Below are 24632 nucleotides of genomic sequence, written 5' to 3'. Positions count from 1 at the left end.
ATACCAGCATGATGAAACAGATATTCATTACCGGCGCTGTGTTGGCGTTATGCGCATGTACGCAGCCGACTCCAGACGCCACCGTAAACACGCCTCAGGCAATTGATCCCTTAGATTATGTGGATCCGTTTATCGGCACTGACGGCAAAGGCAAAACCTATCCCGGTGCTACCGTGCCTTACGGCATGGTGCAACTAAGCCCAGATAATGGGCGCACGGGCTGGGATTGGATTTCAGGTTATTTTTATCCCGATAACATCATTGCTGGTTTTAGTCATACCCATTTATCTGGCACGGGGGCCGGTGATTTGTATGACATTTCATTCATGCCTTTAACCCGACCTTTTCATCGAGAAAAAACCGAAGGTGGCCCTGAGAATGGCACCATTGTCTCTCGTTTTAGCCATCAAAATGAGCAAGCATCACCTGGGTATTATCAGGTGTTTTTAGATGATTACGGGGTGAATGTAGAGCTAACCGCAGGGCTTCGCACCGGTTTTCAGAAATACCAGTTTGCTGATGATGCAACCCAGGGCGTGGTACGCGTAGACTTAGGCTACAGTCGAAATTGGGATAAAACCCTAGAGACTCACATTCAAATTATCAATGATAAGACCATCGCTGGTTACCGCAAATCCACTGGCTGGGCTAGCGATCAGCGCGTGTTCTTTTACAGTCAGTTTTCACAGCCGATTGATCGCTACACCTTGAACACAAACGGAGTGACAAGCCAAGAGCAATCAGCCTCTGGTGAAAATATAGCGGCGGAGTTCGATTTTGATTTCTCTGAGGTCAGCAGCCAAAAGCTTGTTACTGTGCGCACCGCTATTAGCTCAGTCAGCATAGAGAACGCCAAGCAAAACCTGCTTGCCCAAGGACCAGTTAAAACCTTTGAACAAGTAAAAACGCTTGCCCAGCAAGCATGGCGAGAGCAACTTAGCACAGTAGAAATAAGCGCTGACAAAGATGACATGATCCAGTTTTATACGGCCATGTATCACACTGCGTTAGCACCTCGGGTGTTTTCCGACAGTAACGGGGAATATAAAGGCCCTGACGGCGAAGTTCATAAAAGTGAACGCTACCCTAGATACGAGTTCTTCTCTTTGTGGGACACATTTCGTGCCTTACACCCATGGAAAACCATTGTTGAACCCACTCGCACCCGAGCGCTCATGGCTTCGATCATGGCGCATTACGATGTGGCAGGTCGCCTACCCGTTTGGAACTTTCAAGGCAATGAAACAGACATGATGATGGGTTACCACAGTGTCCCTGTGCTTATCGATGCCTATTTCAAAGACCTGCTAGACGCCAGCGGGGAAGAAGTACTGGCAGCAGCTATACAAAGCGCCACTCAAAATGAGTTCGGTTTAGAGAGTTATCAAGCATTAGGCTATGTGCCCTTTGAAGAACGTAGTTGGAACGTATCGCTAACCTTGGAATATGCCTTTGATGATTGGGCGATTGCTCAGTTGGCCAGTTCCTTAGGTGAAAATGAGGTGTATCAAACGTACCAATCACGAGGGCAAAACTATCGTAACCTATTCGACCCACTAAGCGAGTTTATGCGTGCCAAAAGCGTAAATGGTGATTTTCGCAGCGATTTCGACCCGAATGCCTACCATCCAGAGGACTACTGCGAGGCCAACGCTTGGCAATACAGCTTCTTTGTGCCACAAGATGTCACTGGGTTAATCGATATAATGGGCGGTGCGGCGCCGTTTGAAGCTCAACTGGATGCGATGTTCGAAGCCGAGCAAACCGTGGGCGAGTTCCCCGAGTGGATTTCAGGCTACATAGGTCAGTATGTGCATGGCAACGAGCCAAGCCACCATGTGCCTTACCTCTATCAATACGTTGGCAAGGGTTACAAAACACAAAAATACGTACGCCAAGTGATGGACGAGCTTTATCATACCGCCCCGGATGGCTTGTCGGGCAATGAAGATGCAGGCCAAATGTCGGCGTGGTACCTATTCAGCGCATTAGGCTTTTATCCCGTTAATCCGGTATCAGGGGAATATGTGTTAGGTAGCCCAGAAGTTTCTTCTGCCAAGATTCATTTAGAAAACGGCAAAACCTTTAGCGTGCAAGCGCTCAATCAATCGAAAGAGAACGTGTATGTTCAAAGCGTGAGCCTAAATGGTCAGCCTTTGCAGCAATTCTTTATCCGTCACAGTGATATATTAGCCGGCGGAAATTTGGTATTTGAAATGGGAGCCCAGCCAAAATGAAAATATTAGTCAATATGGCAGTAGCTGCGCTTACTTTGGCCGGTGTCGGCTGTTCAGTTGCGAAAACGCCTAACGACGTTACCGGGGAAACATCGCAAAAAACACCTGCCGAGTATGTTAACCCGTTTATTGGCACCTCCAATTTTGGGGCGACCCATCCGGGGGCGCAGTACCCTCATGCACTCACATCGGTTGCGCCTTTTAACGTTGCGTTCGAACACAAAAAACTGAATGAGTTTGAAAAAGATGCCGCGTGGAATTCACGTGTATACATCCACGAAAATAAATTTTTGACTGGTTTTACTCATGTGAATTTAAGCGGGGTTGGTTGCCCAGAGTTGGGGGTCATTAATATCATGCCCACCGCAGGCAATTTAGAATTAGACGCCCAGCAATACGGCTCAACCTATTCGAACGAGCAGGCAAGTCCAGGCTACTACCAAACCACACTCGATAAATATGGCATCAAGGCAGAAGCCACCAGCACATTGCGTACAGGCCTAAGCCGCTACACCTTTCCCGCAGGCCAAAGCAATATCATTGTTAATTTGGGCCTAGGCTTAACCAACGAAACCGGCGGCTCTCTCAAGGTTGTGTCTGAGCAAGAAATTGAAGGCTCTCGCACGGTAGGCACGTTTTGCTATAACCCCCAAGACGTGCGCCCTGTGTACTTCGTAGCACGTTTTAGTAAACCAGCCAAAGCCTTGGGCACGTTTAAGAAAATGCCAGCGTTCACAGGGGTGGAAGGCGAATGGATGCAGCACAATAACAGCATCAAGCCTTATCCGAACTATCAGCGCGTTATGAGCGGTGACAATATCGGTGCTTACATGCGTTTCGATACACAGGCTAACGAGCAAGTTGAAGTCAAAGTAGGTATTTCTTATGTCAGCATCGAAAACGCGCGGCAGAACCTAAACACTGAACAGCCCGACTTTGCCTTTGATCGCACCCGCAAAGACGCCCAAGACGCTTGGAATAGCTTACTCTCACGCATCGAAGTACAAGGTAGCGAGCATAACAAAACGCTGCTTTACACTGGCCTGTATCACAGTTTAATTCACCCTAGTATCATTCAAGATGTGAACGGCGAGTACCCGATCATGAGCCAGCAACACACGGCGAAAGTGGGCAATACGCAGGGTAAAAATCGCTATTCGGTATATTCACTGTGGGACACGAGTCGTAACCTGCATCCATTGCTAAGTTTGGTCTACCCTGAAATCCAATCACAAATGGTTGATTCTGCTCTTAGTATGTATCAAGAAAGTGGTTGGTTACCCAAGTGGGAGTTACTCAGCATGGAAACCCAAACCATGGTCGGTGACCCAGCTACCGCCATGATTGCTGACACCTATTTACGCGGCGTACACACCTTTGATGTAGAGCTGGCTTACCAAGCCATGCAAAAATCCGCAGACACGGTAGAAAACAACCCTATTCGCCCTGAGAACCCAGACTACCTGAATTTAGGGTATGTGCCTGTTGATGACGAAGAGCCGTTCGACGGTAGCGTGTCTACCAGTCTTGAATATTATGTGGCGGACTTCGCTCTAGGTCAGCTTGCAAAACGTTTAGGTCGCGACCAAGATGCGCAAAAGTACCTGGCCCAAGCACAGAACTATAAAACGTTATTTGATGAAAGTACTGGCATGCTGCGCCCGAAAAAACGCAGTGGTGACTGGTTAACCCCTTACGATCCCGAATTAGGGCGCAACTTTGAACCCGCACCGGGTTACATTGAAGGCAATGCATGGAATTACCGCTTCTATGTGCCTTTTGATATGCCAGGTTTAATTGCGTTAAATGGTGGTGACAGTGCTTTTATAGCTGCATTAAACGCCACCTTCGATACCAACAACTTCGATATGGGTAACGAACCCGACATTACTTACCCTTACCTATTTAACTACGTGCAAGGCCAAGAGCATAACACCGCGCAGCATGTAAAAAGGCTGATAGCGAAGTACTTTACCAATCAATCGGCTGGGCTGCCCGGCAATGACGATGCTGGCACTATGTCAGCATGGTTAGTCTTCAGCTTATTAGGCATTTACCCTGTGTCTCCTGGAGACATGGACTATGCCCTAACGAGTACAGCGTTTGACGAAGTGACCATTCACCTCGACTCAAAATATTATGCAGGCAAAACCCTGATCATAACCCCTTTGAGCCAAGGGCAAAAACAGCCTTCACTTAATGGCGATCCGCTAAGTAAGGCATTTATTAGCCATCAGCAACTCACCCAAGGTGCGAAGTTGCGCTTAAAAGCTCAGTAATTGGATTGTGAGTCAGCGTTTTATGGATGACATAAAATGCTGACTCTTTGGGTAAAACGTCCGTTCTTGATATTGCGAGTGGTTCAATTACGCGTTGTTATATTAGTTATAACCACTGAGCTATCACTAAATTCAGCCCATATCCGCCTAGGGTTAAGAACAAAAACAAACAGCTTGCTAGTAGCAAGGGTTTTACGCCAGCTTGGCGGATTGCGCCTATGTGCGTTCGCAGCCCTAACGCCACCATGGCAATGGTAAGTAACACGCCGTCTAAATGCACAACTTGCTCGGTAATATCAGGTGAAACCAACTGGCTAGAATTAATCCCACTGGCAACAATAAATAGTAGGGCAAACCAGGGGATCATGATGTTGCTTTTACCACTGTCGCCCTGTGAGCTAGCTCCGTCGACCACTTTGCCCGTAGCGCGCTTGTTGCTTTGCCACAGCGATAACAGCACTAAAAACGGGGCAAGCATCATCACCCTGAGCATTTTCTCAATCACCGCCGCGTTAGCGGCTTCAGGGCTAACAGCACTGCCTGCCGCCACGACTTGCGCCACTTCGTGAATCGTTGAACCAGCGAAAATACCGTATGCATGCTCACTGAGGCCTAAGTAACCTTGGGCAATGGGATAAACAAACATGCTCAAGGTGCCAAACACCACCACGGTAGCGACTGCGACGGAAACCTTGTGCGCTTGAGCTTTTACCACAGGCTCTGTAGCCATCACCGCCGCTGCACCACAAATAGCGCTACCGGCACCAATCAAAATGGTGGTTTGCTCGTCTAACTTAAATACACGCTTACCAAGTTGCACTGCCAGCCAAAAAGTTAAGCTCAATATGGCGATGTCAGTAATTAACCCTTGCCAGCCGACTCCCGCCACTTGTGCGAAGGTAATGCGAAAACCAAATAACACCACACCGGCTTTTAATAAGGTACTCTTGGCGTAATCTACGCCTACATCAGTGTGCGTGGCCATACGCGAAAATAGCGTGTTGCCAACAATAATCCCCAACACAATACCTATGGTTAGTGCGCTCAATCCAAGATGTTGGACAAAGGAAACATGACTCAGATAAGTGGCGATAAACGCGATGCTTGTTACTAAGACTAAACCTAACCACCAGCGTGAATCGCCATAATGATGGCGTGTGCTTGAGGTACCATCTTGCCCCGTAATGAAAAAACGCTTAACTGCCCCGAACATAAAGCTACTCCTATCGATGGGTGTAGTACCTGATTAAAAGTTGACTTGATGATAGGCAGTGTCAAAATATAACTCCAATACATATAAATCATAGATTGATAACTAAAGGTTAATTAATATGAATTTACATGCGCTTAGGGTTTTTCATAGCGTTGCTCATTTGGGCAGTTTCTCCCAAGCGGCTGAGGCGCTTTATATTAGCCAACCCGCGGTTTCAAAAGCACTCAAAGAGCTTGAACATCAACTGGGTATGCAACTCATTGAGCGAGCAGCTAAAGGAAAGAAGTTAGCTTTAACCCAAGGTGGGCAGAGCTTGTTTAATCATGCCCGCAGTATTTTTGCGATTGAACAAGCGGCACTTGAGGACGTAAGAGCACGCACAGGATTAAAACAAGGCACTCTGGTTATAGGCGCCAGCACCACTATAGCCGGTTACTGGCTAGCGCCTTATTTAGCGCGTTTTAATCAACAATACCCGAAAATTAAAGTAGAAGTGCAAGTAGCCAATACCGCGCAAATTGAACAGGCATTACTGGCCTGCACCATTGACTTTGCATTGGTGGAAGGGAGTGCAAGCGACCCACACATTAGCAGCCAGCATTGGCAAGACGACCCCATGAGTATTGTGTATTCAAGCTCCTTGAAACCCGCAGATGACAAAGAAAAATGGCTAAGCGAGCAACGCTGGTTGCTGCGGGAGCCTGGCTCGGGCACCCGGCAAATGTCATTTTCGCTATTGGCCGAACAAGGCATAGCAGTGAATGACAGTATGCAACTAGGCAGTAATGAGGCGATAGCTCGTGGCGTCACTCAAGGAATGGGAGTGGCGTTATTGCCCCAAGTTGTCACCGAAGATTTACTTGCGCTGAAAAAATTAAAGGTAATTTCTACTCAAAAAAGCAAGCTGTTGTCTCGGCCTTTGTACCAGCTAGAATACCGTGACCGGCCATCGTCACCGGCAGCTAATGCCTTTGCGCAGATCTTGTATCAGGCAGTTAACTAATCGCTCACTTGCCGCTTTGACTTGTTTGCTCAAGCCAGGCATTTCGGGTGATGTGATATAAAACATGTTCCGCTAACGGATGCTCAGGGGCAATATCTGGGTGAATAAAGTTATTGAGTGAATCTTGCAATCCAATTCGCGCCATAACGGCCCGAGAAGGTTGATTCTTTTTTGAAGTAAACGAGACCACCTCTGGCAGCCCCAGCTCATTAAACGCATATTCTAACGCCTTTTTCGCCCCTTCAGTGGCGAAGCCATTACCCCAATATTGAGGAAGCAGACGCCAGCCTATCTCAACACAAGGGGAGCACGGCATGTTTGCATTTGGCGTATGCAAACCCACAAAGCCAATAAACGCCTCATCCTCTTTCTCACTCACCGCCCACAAACCCCACCCTCGCCGCTGAATCAAAGATTGGCATTTGTCCGCTAAGTGATCGCTTTGCGCCCGAGTATAGGGGGAAGGAAAATAACGCATGGCCTCAAGGTCAGAATTTAACGCGTAGAATGGCTCATAGTCGCTTGCCTTCCAGTTTCGCAATATGAGCCTGTCAGTTTCCAGTTGCTGAGACATCCTTTTCTCCTTCTGTATTCACCGATTTTCCATAGCGAGCTAACCCGTCACCTGAGCATCAAATTCTGCCTGTTTGGCTTCAATTTGCTCTTGGGCATCTAGCCACAGCATTTCTGCTTCTTCTTGGGCAACTTTGCAACTCGCTTGGTCCGCTAATAGCACTTTTAACTCGGCTTTTTTATCAGCATTGTAAATATCTGGGTCTGCCATTTTTTGCTCTATACCTTCAAGTTTGGCTTCAAGCTCGGCCATTTTTTTCTCTTGGGTTTGCACCGTTTTGCGCAGAGATTGCGTCGCTTGCCTAAATTCAGCCTCTAGGCGCTTAATAATTTTACGATCTAGCTTTGGCTCTTTGTTCTCAGCGCCCTCTTTGTCAGCAGCACCTTTAGCTGTCGCCAGCTTATCGGCTGATTGTTTTTCTCGGTCTGATTTTAGCAACCAATCACGATAGTCATCTAAATCCCCATCAAACATGGTGACTTGCTGGTTATCCACCAAGTAAAAATCATCACAAACAGACGTTAGCAAGAACCTATCATGGGATACCAAAACCATTGCCCCTTCAAACCCCTGAAGGGCCATATTCAGTGCATGACGCATGTCTAAGTCTAAATGGTTGGTAGGCTCATCGAGTAGCAACAAGTTAGGCTTTTGATACACAGTTAGCGCCAACACTAAGCGCGCTTTTTCCCCCCCCGACATGGGGGCCACACGTCCTAGGGCATCATCCCCCCTAAAACCAAAGCCGCCTAAATAATCCCGCAGACTTTGTTCGGTGGCTTTTGGATCGAGGCGCTGTATATGGGCGAGAGCTGAGTCGTCAGCGCGCAAATATTCCAATTGATGCTGAGCAAAATAGCCAATGCGCAAACCTGCTGAGGTTTCGTAAATGCCTTGCATGGGCTCTTTTTCCCCAGCAAGTAGTTTGATTAACGTTGATTTACCCGCACCATTTCTACCAAGTAGCCCAATGCGGCTACCGGGCACTAAATTGAGATGCAGTTTTTCCAAGATAATTGTGTCGTCGTACCCCAGTCGTACCTGCTCCATTTTTACCAGTGGGTTAGGTAATTTGGGCGGCATAAAAAACTCAAAACTAAACTGTGAAGCGGCAAGCGCTGGCAATAAGGTTTCCATTTTCTCCAGTTGCTTCACACGACTTTGAGCCTGCTTGGCCTTGCTCGCTTTAGCACCGAAACGATTGATAAACGACTCTAAATGGGCAATTTTATCTTGTTGCTTCTGAAACTGTAGGTTCTGTAAGCGCAAGCGCTCTGCACGTTGGCGCTCGAAGGCATCGTAGTTACCTGTGTAGCTAACCAGTTGCTGTTGCTCAACGCTGATAATTTCGTTCACTGTGCTATCCAAAAAGGACTTATCGTGAGATATCAGTAACAAGGTGCCAGCGTAGCGCTGCAACCACTTTTCAAGCCAAATGACAGCGTCTAAATCTAAGTGGTTGGTGGGCTCATCAAGCAGTAATAAATCTGAATGGCATAAAAGTGCTTGCGCCAAGTTCAAACGCATACGCCAACCACCTGAAAACGCGGTGACCGGACGGGCAATAGCGTCGTTCGCAAAACCTAAGCCCGCTAATATGGTGGCCGCGCGGGATTCAATATCGTAAGCACCTGCATGGTCTAATTGGCCGTGTAGCGCGGCGATTTTAACGCCATCATGGGCGTCTTCCGCTGCACGCAATTCTGCCTGTAAGCGGCGGTATAGCTTGTCGCCGTCAATCACATAATCAAGGGCTGAGCGTTCAACTGCTGGGGTTTCCTGGGCAACGGATACGACCTGCCAGTCTTTAGGGATATTGCACTCGCCTTGCTCAGGGTGTAATTCTCCCCGAATAAGCGCAAACAAGCTGGATTTTCCACAGCCATTTGCACCGATAAGACCTGCTTTATGCCCTGGGTACAGCACTGCATTGGTTTCATGTAGCAAGGTTTTGTTGCCACGCATAAGGGATAAATCAGAAATTTGGATCATGAATGCCTATTGACGGATAACATAGTCGGTCGATTGCGGTATGATAGCAAGATGACTGACCGAAGAAATCCTCTTGATTATGACGACGAAAATTAAAAAGCGTTTTATCGCTGGGGCCACCTGCCCTCAATGTAAAAGCATGGATACACTGATGCTTTACTTCGAGAACAATGTTGAAAAGATGGAATGTGTACAGTGCCATTATCAACAAACCCAAACAGATAAAGAAGTGACGCAAGCCTCTCGCCAAAGCGAAAACGTGATTGGCGTATTTAAACCCGAATAACGGCGTTTACTTTGGTAGAAATCAGTTATCGTTTAGCCTCTAGTAATGCGGCGGTGGCGGTTCAACTTCTTGTGAATCGCCGCTGGGCACATCAATTTCTTTGACCTTGTTAATGACATGAGACAACTGAAACTCTAACAGTTCGAGTTGCTTCTGTTGCTTGATCAAGGCTTTGTTTAGTTCTTCTATGGTGTCCTCTTGAAAAGCCACCTTCATTTGTAGCTGCTCTATATCTGCTTCTATGTGTTGCATAACCTACTCTAATTACTGATTTATTTGCCAAAATTCAGCTAAACCACTGCTGCTTTCTGACACAATTTGTTTGTCTTTAGCAAATCCCACCCCGTATACCACTGCGGTCTGCGGACGGCTGCCTTCTCTGGGTGACACCTGCCATTCTTGTATTTCTTTTCCATCGGTCACGCGCCACAAATTTAATCGCTTAGCGGGTGAGCCCGTTAACAAGTACTGGCCGTCTTGTGAAAACGCGGCGCTGCTGAATATTTTCTGCCGGGCAAGGTAATGCAAATTACTCACTTCTTCACCTGTGACTAAGTCCCACACCCTAGCATCACGCTTACTATCGGCGGTAAAGCCGTAGCGCCCTTCATCGTCTAACGCCACTTTGGTCACGCGACTTGAATGGGTGAAACTATGAATAACCTGACCTGTTCGGGTATCCCACAGATAAGCAGTGTAATCATTGCCACCGGTAAGGGCGTAAAAACCATTAGGAGACAAATCCACACTGTTCACTTTTTCTTGATGCCCTAAAAACTCTAAACGCCGACCGGTTTTGGGCTCAAAAAACATTACCTTACCATTGCCTCGGCCAACCAGTATCCCCCGCCCTTGGTTTGATACCGCCACATCACGAATACTTGACTCATCGATACGCCAGAAGCCTTCTGGCTCGCCACTGGCCACATTCCAAAGGGCAAAGGCGTCACGGTCAGATGTCACCACATAACTATTATCAAAAGCGATGTGTACATTAGCGACTAAATTATTTCCCTCGCCTTGGTGCTGCCAAGTGTAGCGTTTTTCATTTTTTTTCAGGTCCCAAACCGCTATGCCCCCCGTAACGCTCGACACCACAGCTAGCGACGCATCCGCTGATATATCAGCGGCATAGGCGCCATCATCAGCATGTCGCCACGAGGTTACTGGTGTTGACGATTGCCCGCTACAGCCAGTTAGCAATAATAAAATTAAACTTAATCGTAACAAGACGGTCAATGGATTGTTCCTAATTGGGTTTCTCTTTTCACTCAGGGCGTTTAGTATAAGCGCTTTATCAAGTTGAAACACTTCACAAGTCACGTATTCGACACATATTATCTCAGGGGAGAAGTAAATGAAAAAAACCGCTATCGCGATTCTAATTACCTCAGCCATTGGCCTTACCGCCTGTGGTCAACAAGACACGGATTTACTAAAAGTTGAAGAGCAAAAGCTTGAAACAGAAGCACAGCAGCAAGCTTATGCAATGGGCGCGAGCGTGGGACAGTTCATCGAGCAAAAAATGAATGAACAAGAAGCACTAGACGTTAACCTCGATAAAGACTTAGTGGTTAAAGGATTTGTAGCGGCGCTACAGGGTCAGTCTCAGCTTGATATGAAAGAGATTCAAACGCTTACATTAGCTATGGAAGCGGCTTCACGTGAAAAGCAAAAAGCTATTTCTGATGCAAAAGCAGAAACAAACATTGCTGATGGCGAGAAATTCCTTACTGAAAACGCAGAGCGTGAAGGCGTAACAGTGACCGATTCAGGTTTACAGTACGAAGTCATGAGCGAAGGCGAAGGTGCATCTCCTACTGCTGAAGACACTGTAACCGTACATTACAAAGGCACATTGCTAGATGGCACTGAGTTTGACTCATCTTATAGCCGCGGCGAGCCAGCAACCTTCCCTCTTTCGCGCGTCATTCCTGGTTGGACCGAAGGTGTGCAGTTGATGAAAGTGGGCTCTAAGTTCAAATTCTTCATTCCATCTGAGCTGGCTTACGGCGAGCGCGCGACTGGAAAAATTACGCCTAATTCCACGCTAGTATTTGAAGTAGAGCTATTAGATGTTGCTTCTGCTGAAGGTGCTGCTGAATAAGCCCCCGCGTTTAGTGCCATATAGGTAATAAATGCACAGACATAAAAAAACCGAACATCATTGATGTTCGGTTTTTTCTTTACTCATCAGCCTCTTTCCTTGCTGAACCTTATTCCCTCGGTTTTCTACCCTTCGAAAGGGTTATTTGGCCCAGAATATCCGGGTAATTTTTTGAATTTGGTATGCTGTATCTCTGCAGATGCCCTACCTTAGCACCAAAAAATAAGGGTAAATTTGATCTAATCAGACAGCTAACCATCGCGGCTGCGTGTTAACTATTTGATGACTTAAGACTAGACTAAAGTCGATAAAAACAGAAGCTGGCAAAGGTCATATTTTTGTAATAAATTGCGCTAACAAAATGGTTTTTATTCCTGCTGGCTTTAAGAGAATCGCATACCATATCGCAATTTTTCTCACGTCTAAATACAAGTATCTGTTTTAAAAGGACAAGCATTGAAAACAAAACTCATTACCCCTGAAGGCTACAAAAAACTCAACGACGAGCATGATGAACTGTGGCTAAAACAACGCCCAGAGATCACTAAAATCGTCACATGGGCAGCCAGCTTGGGTGACAGAAGTGAAAATGCGGATTACCAATACAACAAGCGAAAGTTGCGAGAAATCGACAGACGCGTTCGCTACCTACGCAAGCTCCTGCCTGAACTACAAATCGTTAATTACTCCCCTCAGCAAGCGGGTAAAGTATTCTTTGGTGCCTGGGTAGAGATTGAAAACGATGAAGGCGAAACAAAGCAATTTCGCATTGTCGGCCCAGAAGAAATCTACGGCGATGCTAAAGGCTACATTTCTATCGACTCCCCCATGGCCAGAGCGTTAATCAAGAAAGAAGTAGATGATGTCGCCAGTGTCAAAACCCCCACCGGCTACAAAGACTGGTACGTCACCTCGATTGAATATAAAAAATAGCGTCGAACAACCCGCTCCTTGCTCGAACCTTTTTGTAAACTACCGGATGAATTATTGAATCATTAGGTCATGTAATGGCTGCTCACTCCGGTAACCCCTCAAACACTATGATTCCCTCTAACTCAGTATCCCAATAAGCTTTGCTGGCTGAAAAAATTTGGGCAGTCGGTGACAACGACACAAATAAAAACTGTCAAACTCTCCTTTTATCGCAAAGCTGACCGTTTCACAAAGACAAGAACCTAAATGCTCATTCATTGGACTCCCTCTATTAACTGCGGTTTGAAGATAAATAACATTAGGGCGTGTTGATCTTTGCTGAACGAATTTTGGTCTAAATGGAAGCGTTTTAATCGCGAAACAGTCCTGCGGGCCTAGTGGGCTAAGTCAAAGGACTGTGACAAAGAGTAAAATACTTCCATGACGACCCCTTCGGGCAGCGCCTGTGTACTGTTTATACCGCGTTGAATGCTTTTGATTTAGCCCACTAGACCTTCAAACATTCGCCTTGCCTAAACAGTACACAGACCGCTGCAAAAATGAACAGAAAAGATCAACACGCCCTAGTATTATCCAGAAAATTTCCGTCTTTCAATGCATGTCTTTTTTAGCATAATCGGTAACCTAGGATACAGGTTGAATTTTTCCAGTTTTTTGCTTTTCACTTATGGGAATACAGGGTAGTTCCAAGATCTTACTCTGTACACGAAGCGCATGCTTTAGTGAGCGTAGCGAATCAATAGGCGACTCACACTTTCCGTGTAAAAGCCGTGGCTTGTCAGATGGCCAGACAAGGATGAAGCCGAGGATTTTAGGAGCATCGCTCCTATCGAGTGAACGATTCGCCATGGATGGCGAAGCTATAACTCCGTTATGGGGAGAGCCACCAAGGAGGGGTTTAAACTCAGCTTTGTATTATACCTTTTCGAAGAGCTAAGTTAGCGAAGTGCTTTACAGGCGATCTGCAAGGATGCAGAAAGGTAGAGCAACGCAGGAGCAGTTGCCGAGATGTTTTCTCACGCCGGTATGACAAAAAAGCGTGGCTTTTAGCGGTTTTGGAAGTTTGCTGAAGCAAGAGACTTTTTGGTTACTTTGTCGTCTTTTGAAAAAGTGACTGGCTGACCATGGATGGTCTGTCATACCCAGCATGGATGCTGGTAAGCGAAGCGTATGCTCTAGTGCCCGCAGGCCATAAATAAGCGTAGCGCATGTTTTATTTCCGACTCAAGTCACACCGAGCATCGAAGGCTAACGTTGGATTAATTGCATGGATGCAATTCAAGTGAAAGCCGCGTCGGGAACGCGTTTTCACGACCTGTGTTAGACGAGACGCACAGGGAATAAGTGACTTACTGGAGGGCGGCCTTTACAAAGTACGTCCTGTACTTTGCCCTACGGGCCATCCTTCGGATGTTCAAAATGGTTCCCGACCATTTTGTCTTGGTTACTTCTTTCGGCTGTTGGAAAGAAGTGACTGGCTGACCATGGATGGTCTGTCATACCCAGCATGGATGCTGGTACGCGAAGCGTATGCTCTAGTGGCCGTAGGCCATGAATAAGCGAAGCGCATAGTGAACAACGTGAATGCTTAGCACACGCAGTGTATAACGCAGTGTATAACGCAGCGAAGCTGTGCTATCTGGCCGTAGGCCATGAATAAGCGAAGCGCAGCTTATAAATCCATGCGGTAACAACAAAGAAGCCAGCTATGTCAGCTGGCTTTAATATCGACTCTAAAAATAAACCATTAGTCTGTATAAGCTAAACGGTTAAACTTCTGTTGCTGATAATCTGCATCACCGAAGGTGGTGTTAATCATCATCAGGCGCTTAACGTAATGGCCTACATCTAACTCATCCGTTAACCCCATACCGCCATGCAATTGAATGGCTTCATCACCAATCAATTTACCGTTGCGCCCAATCATCACTTTCAGTGCAGCGATATTTTTAGCTAAATCTTCGGCTCCGCTTTCTGCAGCACACACTGCACGGTATAAAATGGACTTGGCTTGTTCGCCCGCCATAAACATATCCACCATGCGATGTTGCAACGCTTGAAAGCTACTGATCGCCACACCGAATTGTTGACGCGTTTTAGTGTATTCAATGGTGGTGGTATTGAGCTTTTGCATAATACCCATAGCTTCTGCACACAGGGCAATCGTCACGTCGCTAACCACAGCATCTATCAGCTGGTAACCATCGTCGACTTCACCAACGACGTGGTTTGCCGCTACGCGTACATCGGTGAGTTTAATGTTAGCGACTAACTGACCGTCCATTAAGCGGTAAGCCGTACGTTGTACACCCGGTGCATCTGCATCAATCAAAAACAGAGTGATACCTGCTTCATCGCACTGATCGCCTGAGGTTCTGGCTGACACAATCATCTTGTTGGCGGCTGCACCATTGAACACAACGGTTTTTTCACCGCTAAGTACAAAGTCATCACCGTCACGCTTTGCTTGGGTTTTCACGTCCGCTAGTTCAAAACGGCTTTGACGCTCAACATAAGCAAATGCGCCTTGCAGTGAGCCATCAATGATCTTTTCAATATTCGCATCTTTCAGTGCTGCGTTGCCGCTTTTACTCAATAAACCACCGAACATCAGCACGGTTGCCACAAACGGTTCAACCACTAGGCCTTTGCCCATTTCTTCCATAACGGCCATGACGTCAGTGGGACCACCACCAAAACCACCGTAAGCTTCTTCAAATGGAATAGACAACCAACCCAACTCTGCGAAAGTTTGCCAATTGTCAGGATTAAACCCTAATGCATTGGCGGCATTGCTGCGGCGTGCTTCAAAGTCGTATTCGTCTTGCACAAAGCGCGCAACGCTGTCTTTGAGCATGTTTTGTTCTTCAGATAAATTAAAATTCATGATTAAAGACCCAGTACGTATTTAGCGGTAATGTTTTTCTGCACTTCGTTTGAACCACCGTAGATAGTGGCGGCTCGTCCGTACATATATGCTTTTCTTGCGTCGTGACCAAAGGCGTGACCAATACTTTCAGCGGTTTCATCGCCGTGTAGCACACCGCTGTAATAACCCGCTAAGTCCATGTACATCTGTTGGATAGCTTGTTGAATTTCGGTACCTTTAATTTTTAGCAACGAAGATTCCACGCCCGGCCCTTTGCCATCTGCTGTTGACGCCAGAACGCGAAGCTCGGTGTATTCCAATGCCATCAACTCTATTTCTGTGTTCGACAAGCGATTTTGGAATTGCACGTCTTCGATCAGTGGGCGCCCGCCGCTGATTTCTTCACTGAGTAACTTGCGCAAGTCACGCAAACGGCGCTTTGAGTCAGCCACAGCAGCAATCGAAGTACGCTCGTGTGCTAACAAGGCTTTGGCGTAGGTCCAACCTTTATCTTGCTCGCCGATGCGATTAGCCACGGGAACGCGCACGTTGTCGAACACCACTTCATTCAAGCTGTGATGATCGTCAATGGAGGAGATTTTATTCACGGTAATGCCTGGGCTCTTCATATCAATCAGTAAGAAACTGATACCGTCTTGACGCTTACCTGATGAGTCGGTGCGCACGAGACAGAAAATCCAGTCGGCGTATTGGGCGTAGGTAGTCCACACCTTAGCGCCGTTAACAATGTAATCATCACCGTCTAATTCTGCTTTTGTTTTTAGTGCGGCTAAATCAGAACCTGCACCTGGCTCTGAGTAACCTTGACACCACCAATCTTGGCTTTTAAGAATGCGTGGTAAAAAGCGTTTTTTCTGTTCGTCGTTACCGAAGCCATAAATAACCGGTGCAACCATTTTTAGGCCAAAAGGCACCACATCAGGGGCGCCTGCAAGTGAACGCTCGGTCTCAAAAATGAAGTTTTCAGTCACTGACCAAGCAACACCGCCATGCTCTACTGGCCAGCCTGGGGCTAACCAGCCTTTGTCATTTAGTTTGTTCTGCCACTCGATTTGCGCCGCTTTGAACTCTTCATCTTCACCACGGATCCTGCGTGCTAAATCTTCGGTCCAATTCTCTGCTAAAAATTCGCGCACTTGGTCACGAAAGGCTAATTCCTCAGCCGAAAAGGTAATATCCACTTGCTGCATCCTCGTTCAATTGATCATTTGTAGCTAATAAGTAGCCACCGCATTTTAATACTGCATACCACTACTGTACGCCCCTTCCTTCTTTTTGTACTTAGGGTAAAATGCCACTTAATCTGGCATATGTGCCAAATAACACGTATGCAAAAAATGATGCTCTCAGCCAATGGCGGATAAATAATAAAGCGGAGTGAATACTGTGGCAGATGCGAAATGGCGGGTAGCCTTACTGATTTTTAACGGCGCTTGGGCGTCCACTGTGTATGGCTCAATGGAGCTATTTCACAGCGTTAATTTGCGCCGCCCCAAAGATCAGCAGTTTCACTGCGATTTGGTAAGTGCTGATAGCCAGCCAGTGCAACTGTATGGCGGGCAGTCAATTCAAGGTGATGCCGTTATTGGTGATGAGCCATATAACCTGATCATGCTGGCCCATTACTGGGGGGATTTTCAGCATCTTACCGAGCAATACCCAAGCATTCCCCCGTGGCTGGCTAAACAGCATGCAAAGGGAGCACGCATAGCAGGGGTTAACAGCGGTATTTTTTGGGCGGCAGAAGCGGGGCTGTTAGATGGCGGACGTGCCACTACCTATTGGCGACATTTGCGCGAGTTCGAACTGCGATACCCAAAGGTGCAGTGGCAGGCTAACCAAGCCAGTGTTGAGCATGCCAGAATTTATAGCTCAAACGGGCAGAATGCGTCGATGGATTTAAGCTTACACTTGGTTGAGAAGTTTTGCGGCGCATCCATTGCTGCTGGCTTGGCCCGAGACATCAGCTTTGATAGTCGTCGTACTTATGATTTAAATTTGATCAATATCGCGGGGTTTCGTCAGCATCGAGACGTGGGTATTCACCGGGCACAAGACTGGCTAGACGAGCATTTTACCCAAAGCGTTGAGCTACAAGCGTTGGCTAATCAAATTGGCATGAGCAGACGCACCTTTATTCGCCGATTTCAAAAAGCAACCGGTGAGCTACCCTCTCGCTATTTACAACGACTGCGAATAGAAGCCGCTAAGCACCGCTTAGGCAATACCCAAGACAGCATTAAAACCATTGGAATGGGTGTGGGTTATCGGGATATCAGCTCATTTTCGAAGGTGTTTAAGTCTTTGACAGATGTTACCCCGAGGGAATATCGCCAGCGTTTGCGCCCAACGGACACTAAAACGCAGGCTTAGCGTATTACGAATACTTTAAAATTCGGCCAAATATACCTTCAATGTCTTTCAGGTTACGGCATGGCTCAACGCTACTACACCAAGGCGAATACTCAGACATGATTGAATCGCCCGTGTCCCAGCTGTTGTGTTGCTCTGGGTTTAGCCACAGCACCCGTTTACTTTGGCGATACACTTTTTGCCAAATGTCGGTGCGCCCATCCCCGTCGTTATTGCGTGCATCTCCGAGCAAAATAACCGTGGTTTTTTTATCGATACTGGTTAGGGCTTGATCCTGAAAGCCTGCCAGCGCCTTGCCATAATCGGTCGACAGGCCGCCCCAACGTTGCATAATTTTTTCCAGTGCAGATTCTATGTCTTCTTGTTGTAATAGCGTGGTGACTTCAATCATATCTGAGGCAAACACGAACGAGCGTACTTTGGGGATAACGTCTTGCAGTGAATACAAAAACAATAACAAGAAACGCGCCACGCGACTCACTGAACCACTGACGTCACAAATCACCATGATTTTAGGTCGCTCTACGCGCGTTGCCTTCCAGCGAGTGTGAAACAAGGCACCATCAAACGCTGCATTTGCCGCAATGGTTTTACGAACATCCAATTGCCCGCGCTTACGTGTTAGGCGCCTACGGCTGTGCTGGGTGGCTAGTTTGCGCGCCGCCTTTTGCACTAAGCGCTGCATTAGTGCGTAATCGGTATGCTCAAGTTGGCTTAATTTTGCTTGCTGTAGGTGATCTTCACGAAACTTCGCCCCCTTGTGCCGAGCGAAAATAAGGTATTGCTGCTCTACATAGTCTTTCACTTGCTCAAGCAAACGTGCACGGGCCTGTGTTAGTTGATCTTGCAGTCTTTTTTGTTCTGGGCTATCTGGCGTAGCGCGAAGTTCAGCGCTTAATTCATCCCCCCCAAGGCGTTGCATTATTTTGTAAGCGAAGTGATTCTTTTGAGTAAAGAAAACAATAGAAGATAGATCTTCGGCTTTCGCCGCTTGTGCAATGGCTAACGCCATATCTTGTTGTTGTGCGAGAAACTGTCCTAATGCAGAGCTAGCAGTGGCTACCGACCCGCCTTTTGCCTCAGCGTTTTCTCGATTTTGTTTTTGCTGCTTGTCTGTCGCTGCTGGCGATTCAAGCGTACCGTCGTCGCCGTCTTTCTCATTTTCGATATTAGCAAAATACAACTCAAACAATTCGTGGTACGTGGCTTGGTCTTGCTGGCGCTTCACTAGCGTGAGCGCCAATACGGATTTGGCTGTTGCTCGCGACCCAAGCCCCAACAGCCCAATCGCCTTTATCGCATCTAACGATTCGGCCGGGGATATAGGCAAACCCGCTTCACGCAGTGCACCAATAAAATCAGCGATAAAACGCACTTAAGCCAAACCTTTAAGCAAATTGGTGATCTCTGGCTCGACTAACTCGATGTCATCCTGAAATTTTAACAGTAGGTTAAGCGTTTCTTTAACCCAGTGCGGGTCAAGCTCTTCTACGTTTAAAAGCAGTAGCGCCCTTGCCCAATCGATCGTTTCGCTAACCGCGGGGGATTTCTTCAAAGGCATGTCGCGTAGCTTGGCCATCAGCGCCACAATTTGCTCTCGTAACTGGGCGTCTAAATTATCCACTTGAGCAGCCAAAATACGACTTTCCAGCTCAGTGTCGGGGAAAGGAATATACAGGTGTAAGCAGCGGCGTTTCAACGCATCCCCAAGCTCACGCGTATTGTTGCTAGTCAACATCACGATGGGCGTTGAACAGGCTTTTACCGTGCCAATTTCGGGTATAGACACTTGATAATCCGACAGTAACTCAAGTAAGAAGGCCTCAAACTCCTGATCTGCCTTGTCAATTTCATCCACCAGCAACACAGCGCCTTCTTCGCTTTGCAAAGCTTGTAACAAGGGCCTGGGCTCTAAAAAATCCTGTGAATAAAAAATATCACCAAAATCATGTAATCGAGCGATGGACTCATCCAATCCCCGCGCGCCCCTAAGCACATCCCCCAACTGTTCTTTTAGCACTTGGGTGTAGAGCAATTGCTTGCCGTACTTCCACTCGTATAAGGCTTTTGACTCATCCAGCCCTTCATAGCACTGCATGCGAATAAGTGGTGCATTGAGATACGCAGCGGTGATTTTAGCGAGCTCGGTTTTACCCACACCAGGCGGTCCTTCAATCAAGATAGGCTTTTGTAAGTGACACGCTAAGTAAATGGCCGTCGCCACAGAGGGGCTGCAAATGTAGCCTAAGGCCTCGAACTGACGTTGAATTACCTCTGGGGAAGCTATTTTTTCTTGGTGTTTAATGATCACGAGTATCCAGCGTCTTAGGGAAATTATTGGGCATTATTTGTGTAAGGCTTGGGCAAATGCAAATCGTTATGGCTGTTGATGCGCAATCAATTAGTTTAATAGTTAGGCAAAACGTAAACATGAAACAAGCGTTGTAAATCCGCTTAATATCATTAATCTGAACAGGAAATGTGCTGCGTCATAAATAGATAATAAGGAATAACGCTATGGACCAACTGTGGTTTTTAATACCTGTGACGATGTTTGTGCTTGGCAGTATTTGGATGGCCTCGAGACTAAAACACGACGACCCTCTAAATGATCATAAAGACGGATTAGAATAGCGAATATTTTTTAAGCCAGCTAAAAAAAGCTGGCTTATTATTGCTGCGTGGCAGTACTAAATAACTGAAATTTCCACTTCGATATTGCCACGGGTAGCATTTGAATAAGGGCACACATGATGTGCTTTCTCCACCAAAGCTTGGGCTTGCCTTTTGTCCATGTCCCCTAGTGATACCGCCAATTTTGCGGCAATACCAAAACCATTTTCGATACCACCAATAGATACCTCTGAATTAATGTACACATCACTAGGCAAGGCGATTTTGGCTTGGCCGGCCACCGCTTTTAACGCGCCGATAAAACACGCGGCATAACCCGCTGCAAATAATTGCTCAGGATTTGTGCCCTGCCCGTCATCACCCCCTAACCCTTTAGGCGTCGATAGCGTGACATCTAAACGACCATCATCAGATTTTGCTGAACCAGCACGGCCCCCTGTTGCAGTGGCTTTTGCAGTGTATGCGACATTTTGTAATACGTTCATAAATTTCTCCGCGGTGAGGTTTTTAGTAAAGTTAAACGATGAATTTATTTTGCATGCAAAATATTAGGCCGAATAAATACTCTTTGCAAATAATTTGCATGCAAATTAAAATGCACTTCGAGGTAAATTATGTCGTTTGAAAACTTACAGTTAAAAAATCAGCTATGTCATCGCTTGTACATGGCTTCCAATAATATCGCCCGTGCCTATCGCGAGCCTTTACTTGCACTGAATCTGACCTACCCGCAATATGTGGTGATGATGGCGTTATGGGAAAAGGACGGGATCACCATCGCCCAACTCATCGAGCAAACCGCTATCGATGGTGGCGCGATGACGCAAATTTTGAAAAAGATGGCAGACAAAGAGCTGCTTAACATCATTAAAGACGAGCAAGACAAACGAAAACGGGTAATAAAGCTCAGTGACTCAGGCCAAGCGTTAAAGCTTAAAGCCACTGACGTCCCCGACAAAGTATTGTGTCAATTTGCAGCGATTACCCCAGCACAAAGTAAACAGCTAATGGATTTGCTTGATTTGGTTGTGGCCGTTTAACTATATTTTAAGTAGGTAGGCTACACCTAGATGACAAGCCCCCCATACTTATTAGATAATGGAAGGCTGCCTTGAACGAAAAAGTACTAGCGTATAGGCAAAGCTTTAGCACTTATTGTTGATTTTGCCCGAGGCATGTCAGTTGAGATGACCTTAGCGGCTTTTGCACTAAAATCTAGCTCTGACATGACGAACGAGCGCTGCGAAAAGTAATACATCGATTCTTCTGGCTCTGCTTGGCTATTGCGCTGTGCAATATCCGTTCTGAGAAATTCGTCGTAGCTATTAATGTAATCATACCCTTCTGCTGCAAGGGTTATCAAAACACTATCAACAGATTGATCAAGCGACGCTTCAGGAATAAATTGCTCAATATCAATATTATCTATCGGGATTGAACGTCCTGATAAAGGCGCCAGCACCTGCCAATCTAGCAGAGGTTTATCATCATGAATGGCTTCTACGGCTAAGAAAACGAAGTCAAAATCGCGATTGTGAGTGATAGAGTAGCTGCCAGATTCTTCTAATATTGCTCCTAGTGCTGGATAATCCAGGATCGGAAGTGTTAAGTCGAAAGTTTGATTAACATCTTGGGTTCTTTTTTCTACAATACTTAATTCGAAGGCATCCTCAGCTTCAGGGATATTGTCCAGATTTTGAATAGAGTAAGCCGACACATAGTGCTGCTCTATCAGGTCTGAATTAAACGAATGAATACTTTCCTGTGAGCTGTAAACGGAATTGCTGAAATGCTGCGCATTCCCTATCCGTGCACTGTATTGTTTATATGGTGCTCTCGTATTCACACTCAATGCTTGGCCAGTCAAGGTGGCATCCACTTCACTCACTGCGCTAATATTATCGAGCACCGCACCATAAGTTTCATCATCAGTCACTTTGACAAAGGCGGTGAGAACAGGCCATTTATCGTCCTGATCTTTACAATATTCGACGTCAGAGAAGGCAACCCTGCCAAAATCAGAACTTTTTCCGCCTATGCTTTTGTAATTTCTCAATGAGCTTGAACTTGGAAACAGTGAAGAATCTGGCAAGTTAACAACCACATTTGTTGTCTGACATTCACACGTTGAAGCATCTTTTGTAAAATGCTTCAACGTGCCAAGTTCAATGGCGGGATGGTCAATATAAGTCTTCATGTGAACAGGCTTGACGCCTGCTACTTCAGACTGCCCTCGGAAAACAACGGAAAGCGTTAAGGTATCTTGGCTATTTTCAATCGTTACATTTCCGCTTTGATCAGCAAAAAATACGTCTTTGTTGGACATGTCATTGTTATGAACAATCACGGCAGCATCGGTTGCAGGGATCGACATACCGCACGCGTTTACATACTCCAAAGCAGCACTGACATTTTTGGCCACAGGTGTTGTACCGCCACCGGTTGAGCCACTTGACGGTGTGCTCGATGAACCACTGCCACCACCACAGCCCGCTAACAATATGCCAACACCTAATAATACTGACCCTTTAAACATCAAAAATTCCCTTTAATTACAACTGGATAATGTACGAGGATATTAAATTATTGAGTAAATCACAAACAGTAAAACGACAGGTTTTAAGACTCAAAGCTGCACTAAGTGAAAATCATCATTGATAATTGGCTTTACCTAACTGTCGCTTTGAAGCCCAACTCTTGGCTAAGACCAGGGATTTCCTCATTGCAAAGAAGTTTTCCGAGTATGAGAGGATGTAACTCACATGAATTACAGTATTAACAGCCAAACTAAACGCATCTGACCTACTTTATATTGGATATCTTCTCTTACATTTAGTCTCAAATAATTGCTTTGAGACTTTAAAAATCCATACGATGGTGCGCTATTCTCACGTCGCGTGTTGACCACTGTTGTCGACACCTCTGGAAACATCTCTATATGCTCAATATTTTATATTTATTTGTTGGTGGGACGCTGCTTACGGCCGGTGGCTAGGGGTTTATTCGGGGTGCTCTAAGGTTAGCTAAAAAGTGGGGTTGTCAGCTCTTTTTTGTGGCCTAGTGATTATTGGCTTTGGTACGTCCATGCCGGAACTATTCGTCTCGGTAAACGCTGCTTTAAACAACCAGCCAGATATCGCCATTGGCAATGTTATCGGCCGCAACATTGCCAATGTACTGCTTATCTTGGGGCTGTGCGCGATGATCATGCCACTTACAGTTGCCACTATATCCTTGCGCCGCGATGCGCTCGTGGTAGTTGCCGCTAGTGTGCTATGCATAGCACTAAGTAGCGAAGGTGTGACCAGTTTTGTGGAAGGGCTATTCTTACTGGGTGCATTGGCTGCCTATTTAACCTGGACGTATCTTAGTAAGAAGGGCCAATCCGCGCCTGCCGCTGAACTTCACGCTGCCGGGGGCCAAGAAATAGAAAATGTGCCGCAAAGTATGTTTTGGTCTGTAGTACAATCGGTGGTTGGATTAGGATTATTAATAGCTGGCTCGCAGATTTTGCACAAAGGTGCTGTGGCATTGCGCACGGTTTAGGTGTTTCCGAGGCAGTTATTGGATTAACACTTGTCGCCTTCGGTACCTCATTACCTGAACTCACTATATCGATTATCTCCGCTCTACGTAAACATGCCGAGGTGGCGGTGGGCAATATACTGGACGGCGGCTTAGCCGTACTGAAGGCGGCATCTTGTTTATCGCTTATGTAGTCTATATTGCTGTCAGTTATCTAGCTTCTGCCAGTGAATGAACGCGAACTTATAAAACAATAATTATTATATAAATCAATCACTAAAGAGGTACACTCAGTACACCTTTACTCTTTAATTTGGCAGGTCTGGTTTGCAACAGGCATTAACTTATTTGGGCACCCTTGATGATGTGGTGCAACGTTACCCTTGGAATATAGAAATGGGTCAGCCGCAGTTTAATCAGATGCTGGTCCGTAAAGCTCTATTAGGTGAAAAAGTCATTATTAACGATGGTTACTTGCTAAATCATCCTTTTGCTCGCCACGCTTTGCTTAACCCTAGTTCTTCCCCATTAAAAGCCTTAATTGAAGCAAACTTTGTACAAATTATGTCCCGTAGTGGCTGATTGT

The 24632-nt window shown here is 46.3% G+C and carries 22 protein-coding genes; 11 read left to right on the top strand and 11 right to left on the bottom strand.

Translation table 11 applies throughout. The features are described from left to right. The first annotated feature begins 8 nt into the window (after positions 1 to 8). Together PATL_RS00620 and PATL_RS00615 are read left to right on the top strand one after the other, a co-directional pair. Positions 9 to 2237, top strand: a complete 2229-nt coding sequence (locus tag PATL_RS00620) for a GH92 family glycosyl hydrolase (RefSeq protein WP_011573055.1) — start codon at positions 9 to 11, stop codon at positions 2235 to 2237. Continuing rightward, positions 2234 to 4516: a GH92 family glycosyl hydrolase gene (locus PATL_RS00615; protein ID WP_011573054.1), complete on the top strand. Its 2283-nt coding sequence runs from the start codon at positions 2234 to 2236 to the stop codon at positions 4514 to 4516. The genes PATL_RS00620 and PATL_RS00615 overlap by 4 nt, the downstream gene beginning before the upstream one ends. 106 nt (positions 4517 to 4622) lie before the next feature. Here PATL_RS00615 and PATL_RS00610 read toward each other — a convergent pair whose 3' ends face one another. Next, positions 4623 to 5729 carry a YeiH family protein gene (locus PATL_RS00610; RefSeq protein ID WP_011573053.1) on the bottom strand — a complete coding sequence of 369 codons (1107 nt, stop codon included), beginning with the start codon at positions 5727 to 5729 and terminating at the stop codon, positions 4623 to 4625. A gap of 118 nt (positions 5730 to 5847) precedes the next feature. Between PATL_RS00610 and PATL_RS00605 the strand changes: the two genes are divergently transcribed. After that, complete coding sequence (locus tag PATL_RS00605; RefSeq protein ID WP_011573052.1) at positions 5848 to 6732, top strand: LysR family transcriptional regulator; 885 nt, start codon at positions 5848 to 5850, stop codon at positions 6730 to 6732. A gap of 4 nt (positions 6733 to 6736) precedes the next feature. Here PATL_RS00605 and PATL_RS00600 read toward each other — a convergent pair whose 3' ends face one another. Further along, complete coding sequence (locus tag PATL_RS00600; RefSeq protein WP_011573051.1) at positions 6737 to 7306, bottom strand: GNAT family N-acetyltransferase; 570 nt, start codon at positions 7304 to 7306, stop codon at positions 6737 to 6739. Between the two features lie 39 nt (positions 7307 to 7345). After that, positions 7346 to 9298: an ATP-binding cassette domain-containing protein gene (locus tag PATL_RS00595; RefSeq protein WP_011573050.1), complete on the bottom strand. Its 1953-nt coding sequence runs from the start codon at positions 9296 to 9298 to the stop codon at positions 7346 to 7348. 79 nt (positions 9299 to 9377) lie between these two features. On the opposite strand from PATL_RS00595, the gene PATL_RS00590 reads away from it, so the two are divergent. After that, entirely contained in the window at positions 9378 to 9584 is a 207-nt protein-coding gene (locus tag PATL_RS00590; RefSeq protein ID WP_006993525.1) for a YheV family putative zinc ribbon protein, read from the top strand. Between the two features lie 39 nt (positions 9585 to 9623). On the opposite strand, the gene PATL_RS00585 is transcribed toward PATL_RS00590, so the two are convergent. Together PATL_RS00585 and PATL_RS00580 are read right to left on the bottom strand one after the other, a co-directional pair. After that, complete coding sequence (locus tag PATL_RS00585) at positions 9624 to 9836, bottom strand: SlyX family protein (protein WP_006993524.1); 213 nt, start codon at positions 9834 to 9836, stop codon at positions 9624 to 9626. Between the two features lie 12 nt (positions 9837 to 9848). Further along, positions 9849 to 10823 (bottom strand): WD40 repeat domain-containing protein, encoded by a 975-nt coding sequence (locus PATL_RS00580; RefSeq protein WP_011573049.1) that lies wholly within the window; start codon positions 10821 to 10823, stop codon positions 9849 to 9851. 118 nt (positions 10824 to 10941) lie between these two features. Here PATL_RS00580 and fkpA point away from each other — a divergent pair, with 118 nt between their 5' ends. Both fkpA and greB read left to right on the top strand, forming a co-directional pair. Then, positions 10942 to 11691, top strand: a complete 750-nt coding sequence (fkpA, locus tag PATL_RS00575) for an FKBP-type peptidyl-prolyl cis-trans isomerase (protein ID WP_011573048.1) — start codon at positions 10942 to 10944, stop codon at positions 11689 to 11691. A 456-nt stretch (positions 11692 to 12147) separates the two neighbouring features. After that, on the top strand, positions 12148 to 12624 hold the full coding sequence (greB, locus tag PATL_RS00570) for a transcription elongation factor GreB (RefSeq protein ID WP_006993520.1): 477 nt from the start codon (positions 12148 to 12150) through the stop codon (positions 12622 to 12624). A gap of 1747 nt (positions 12625 to 14371) precedes the next feature. Here greB and PATL_RS00565 read toward each other — a convergent pair. Further along, entirely contained in the window at positions 14372 to 15511 is a 1140-nt protein-coding gene (locus PATL_RS00565; protein WP_011573047.1) for an acyl-CoA dehydrogenase family protein, read from the bottom strand. 2 nt (positions 15512 to 15513) lie between these two features. Next, positions 15514 to 16695 (bottom strand): acyl-CoA dehydrogenase family protein, encoded by a 1182-nt coding sequence (locus PATL_RS00560; protein WP_033185221.1) that lies wholly within the window; start codon positions 16693 to 16695, stop codon positions 15514 to 15516. 205 nt (positions 16696 to 16900) lie between these two features. Here PATL_RS00560 and PATL_RS00555 point away from each other — a divergent pair, with 205 nt between their 5' ends. Continuing rightward, positions 16901 to 17887: a GlxA family transcriptional regulator gene (locus PATL_RS00555; protein ID WP_011573045.1), complete on the top strand. Its 987-nt coding sequence runs from the start codon at positions 16901 to 16903 to the stop codon at positions 17885 to 17887. Between the two features lie 4 nt (positions 17888 to 17891). Here the strand turns inward: PATL_RS00555 and PATL_RS00550 are convergent, their stop codons facing one another. The 3 genes from PATL_RS00550 to PATL_RS00540 all read right to left on the bottom strand — a co-directional run bounded on the left by PATL_RS00550 (position 17892) and on the right by PATL_RS00540 (position 21006). Beyond that, positions 17892 to 19262: a vWA domain-containing protein gene (locus tag PATL_RS00550; RefSeq protein ID WP_011573044.1), complete on the bottom strand. Its 1371-nt coding sequence runs from the start codon at positions 19260 to 19262 to the stop codon at positions 17892 to 17894. Then, a complete protein-coding gene (locus PATL_RS00545) occupies positions 19263 to 20198 on the bottom strand; it encodes an AAA family ATPase (protein WP_011573043.1) in 936 nt (311 codons plus the stop codon). Between the two features lie 379 nt (positions 20199 to 20577). After that, positions 20578 to 21006 (bottom strand): organic hydroperoxide resistance protein, encoded by a 429-nt coding sequence (locus PATL_RS00540; protein WP_011573042.1) that lies wholly within the window; start codon positions 21004 to 21006, stop codon positions 20578 to 20580. 129 nt (positions 21007 to 21135) lie between these two features. On the opposite strand from PATL_RS00540, the gene PATL_RS00535 reads away from it, so the two are divergent. After that, positions 21136 to 21561 carry a MarR family winged helix-turn-helix transcriptional regulator gene (locus PATL_RS00535; RefSeq protein ID WP_011573041.1) on the top strand — a complete coding sequence of 142 codons (426 nt, stop codon included), beginning with the start codon at positions 21136 to 21138 and terminating at the stop codon, positions 21559 to 21561. An 86-nt stretch (positions 21562 to 21647) separates the two neighbouring features. Here the strand turns inward: PATL_RS00535 and PATL_RS00530 are convergent, their stop codons facing one another. Continuing rightward, complete coding sequence (locus PATL_RS00530) at positions 21648 to 23057, bottom strand: hypothetical protein (protein ID WP_011573040.1); 1410 nt, start codon at positions 23055 to 23057, stop codon at positions 21648 to 21650. Between the two features lie 494 nt (positions 23058 to 23551). Between PATL_RS00530 and PATL_RS22850 the strand changes: the two genes are divergently transcribed. The 3 genes from PATL_RS22850 to PATL_RS22845 all read left to right on the top strand — a co-directional run bounded on the left by PATL_RS22850 (position 23552) and on the right by PATL_RS22845 (position 24628). Continuing rightward, positions 23552 to 24067: a sodium:calcium antiporter gene (locus tag PATL_RS22850; RefSeq protein ID WP_011573039.1), complete on the top strand. Its 516-nt coding sequence runs from the start codon at positions 23552 to 23554 to the stop codon at positions 24065 to 24067. After that, the gene (locus PATL_RS23060; protein ID WP_367643547.1) at positions 23974 to 24240 is read left to right on the top strand and encodes a hypothetical protein; all 267 of its coding nucleotides are present in this window, start codon (positions 23974 to 23976) and stop codon (positions 24238 to 24240) included. Before PATL_RS22850 ends, PATL_RS23060 begins: the two co-directional genes overlap by 94 nt. Before the next feature lie 133 nt (positions 24241 to 24373). Continuing rightward, positions 24374 to 24628 (top strand): hypothetical protein, encoded by a 255-nt coding sequence (locus tag PATL_RS22845; protein ID WP_011573038.1) that lies wholly within the window; start codon positions 24374 to 24376, stop codon positions 24626 to 24628. Positions 24629 to 24632: the final 4 nt, after the last annotated feature.

The sequence above is a fragment of the Paraglaciecola sp. T6c genome (assembly GCF_000014225.1).
Lineage (GTDB): Bacteria > Pseudomonadota > Gammaproteobacteria > Enterobacterales > Alteromonadaceae > Paraglaciecola > Paraglaciecola atlantica_A.
Note: the sequence above shows the minus strand (reverse complement) of the source record. Positions and strands in the feature narration are given on the sequence as shown.

Bases quoted from the DNA above. Each gene is read 5' to 3' on its own strand.
- PATL_RS00620 (WP_011573055.1), top strand. From the start codon at position 9: ATGATGAAACAGATATTCATTACCGGCGCTGTGTTGGCGTTATGCGCA.
- PATL_RS00615 (WP_011573054.1), top strand. From the start codon at position 2,234: ATGAAAATATTAGTCAATATGGCAGTAGCTGCGCTTACTTTGGCCGGT.
- PATL_RS00610 (WP_011573053.1), bottom strand. From the start codon at position 5,729: ATGTTCGGGGCAGTTAAGCGTTTTTTCATTACGGGGCAAGATGGTACC.
- PATL_RS00605 (WP_011573052.1), top strand. From the start codon at position 5,848: ATGAATTTACATGCGCTTAGGGTTTTTCATAGCGTTGCTCATTTGGGC.
- PATL_RS00600 (WP_011573051.1), bottom strand. From the start codon at position 7,306: ATGTCTCAGCAACTGGAAACTGACAGGCTCATATTGCGAAACTGGAAG.
- PATL_RS00595 (WP_011573050.1), bottom strand. From the start codon at position 9,298: ATGATCCAAATTTCTGATTTATCCCTTATGCGTGGCAACAAAACCTTG.
- PATL_RS00590 (WP_006993525.1), top strand. From the start codon at position 9,378: ATGACGACGAAAATTAAAAAGCGTTTTATCGCTGGGGCCACCTGCCCT.
- PATL_RS00585 (WP_006993524.1), bottom strand. From the start codon at position 9,836: ATGCAACACATAGAAGCAGATATAGAGCAGCTACAAATGAAGGTGGCT.
- fkpA (WP_011573048.1), top strand. From the start codon at position 10,942: ATGAAAAAAACCGCTATCGCGATTCTAATTACCTCAGCCATTGGCCTT.
- PATL_RS00565 (WP_011573047.1), bottom strand. From the start codon at position 15,511: ATGAATTTTAATTTATCTGAAGAACAAAACATGCTCAAAGACAGCGTT.
- PATL_RS00540 (WP_011573042.1), bottom strand. From the start codon at position 21,006: ATGAACGTATTACAAAATGTCGCATACACTGCAAAAGCCACTGCAACA.
- PATL_RS00535 (WP_011573041.1), top strand. From the start codon at position 21,136: ATGTCGTTTGAAAACTTACAGTTAAAAAATCAGCTATGTCATCGCTTG.
- PATL_RS00530 (WP_011573040.1), bottom strand. From the start codon at position 23,057: ATGTTTAAAGGGTCAGTATTATTAGGTGTTGGCATATTGTTAGCGGGC.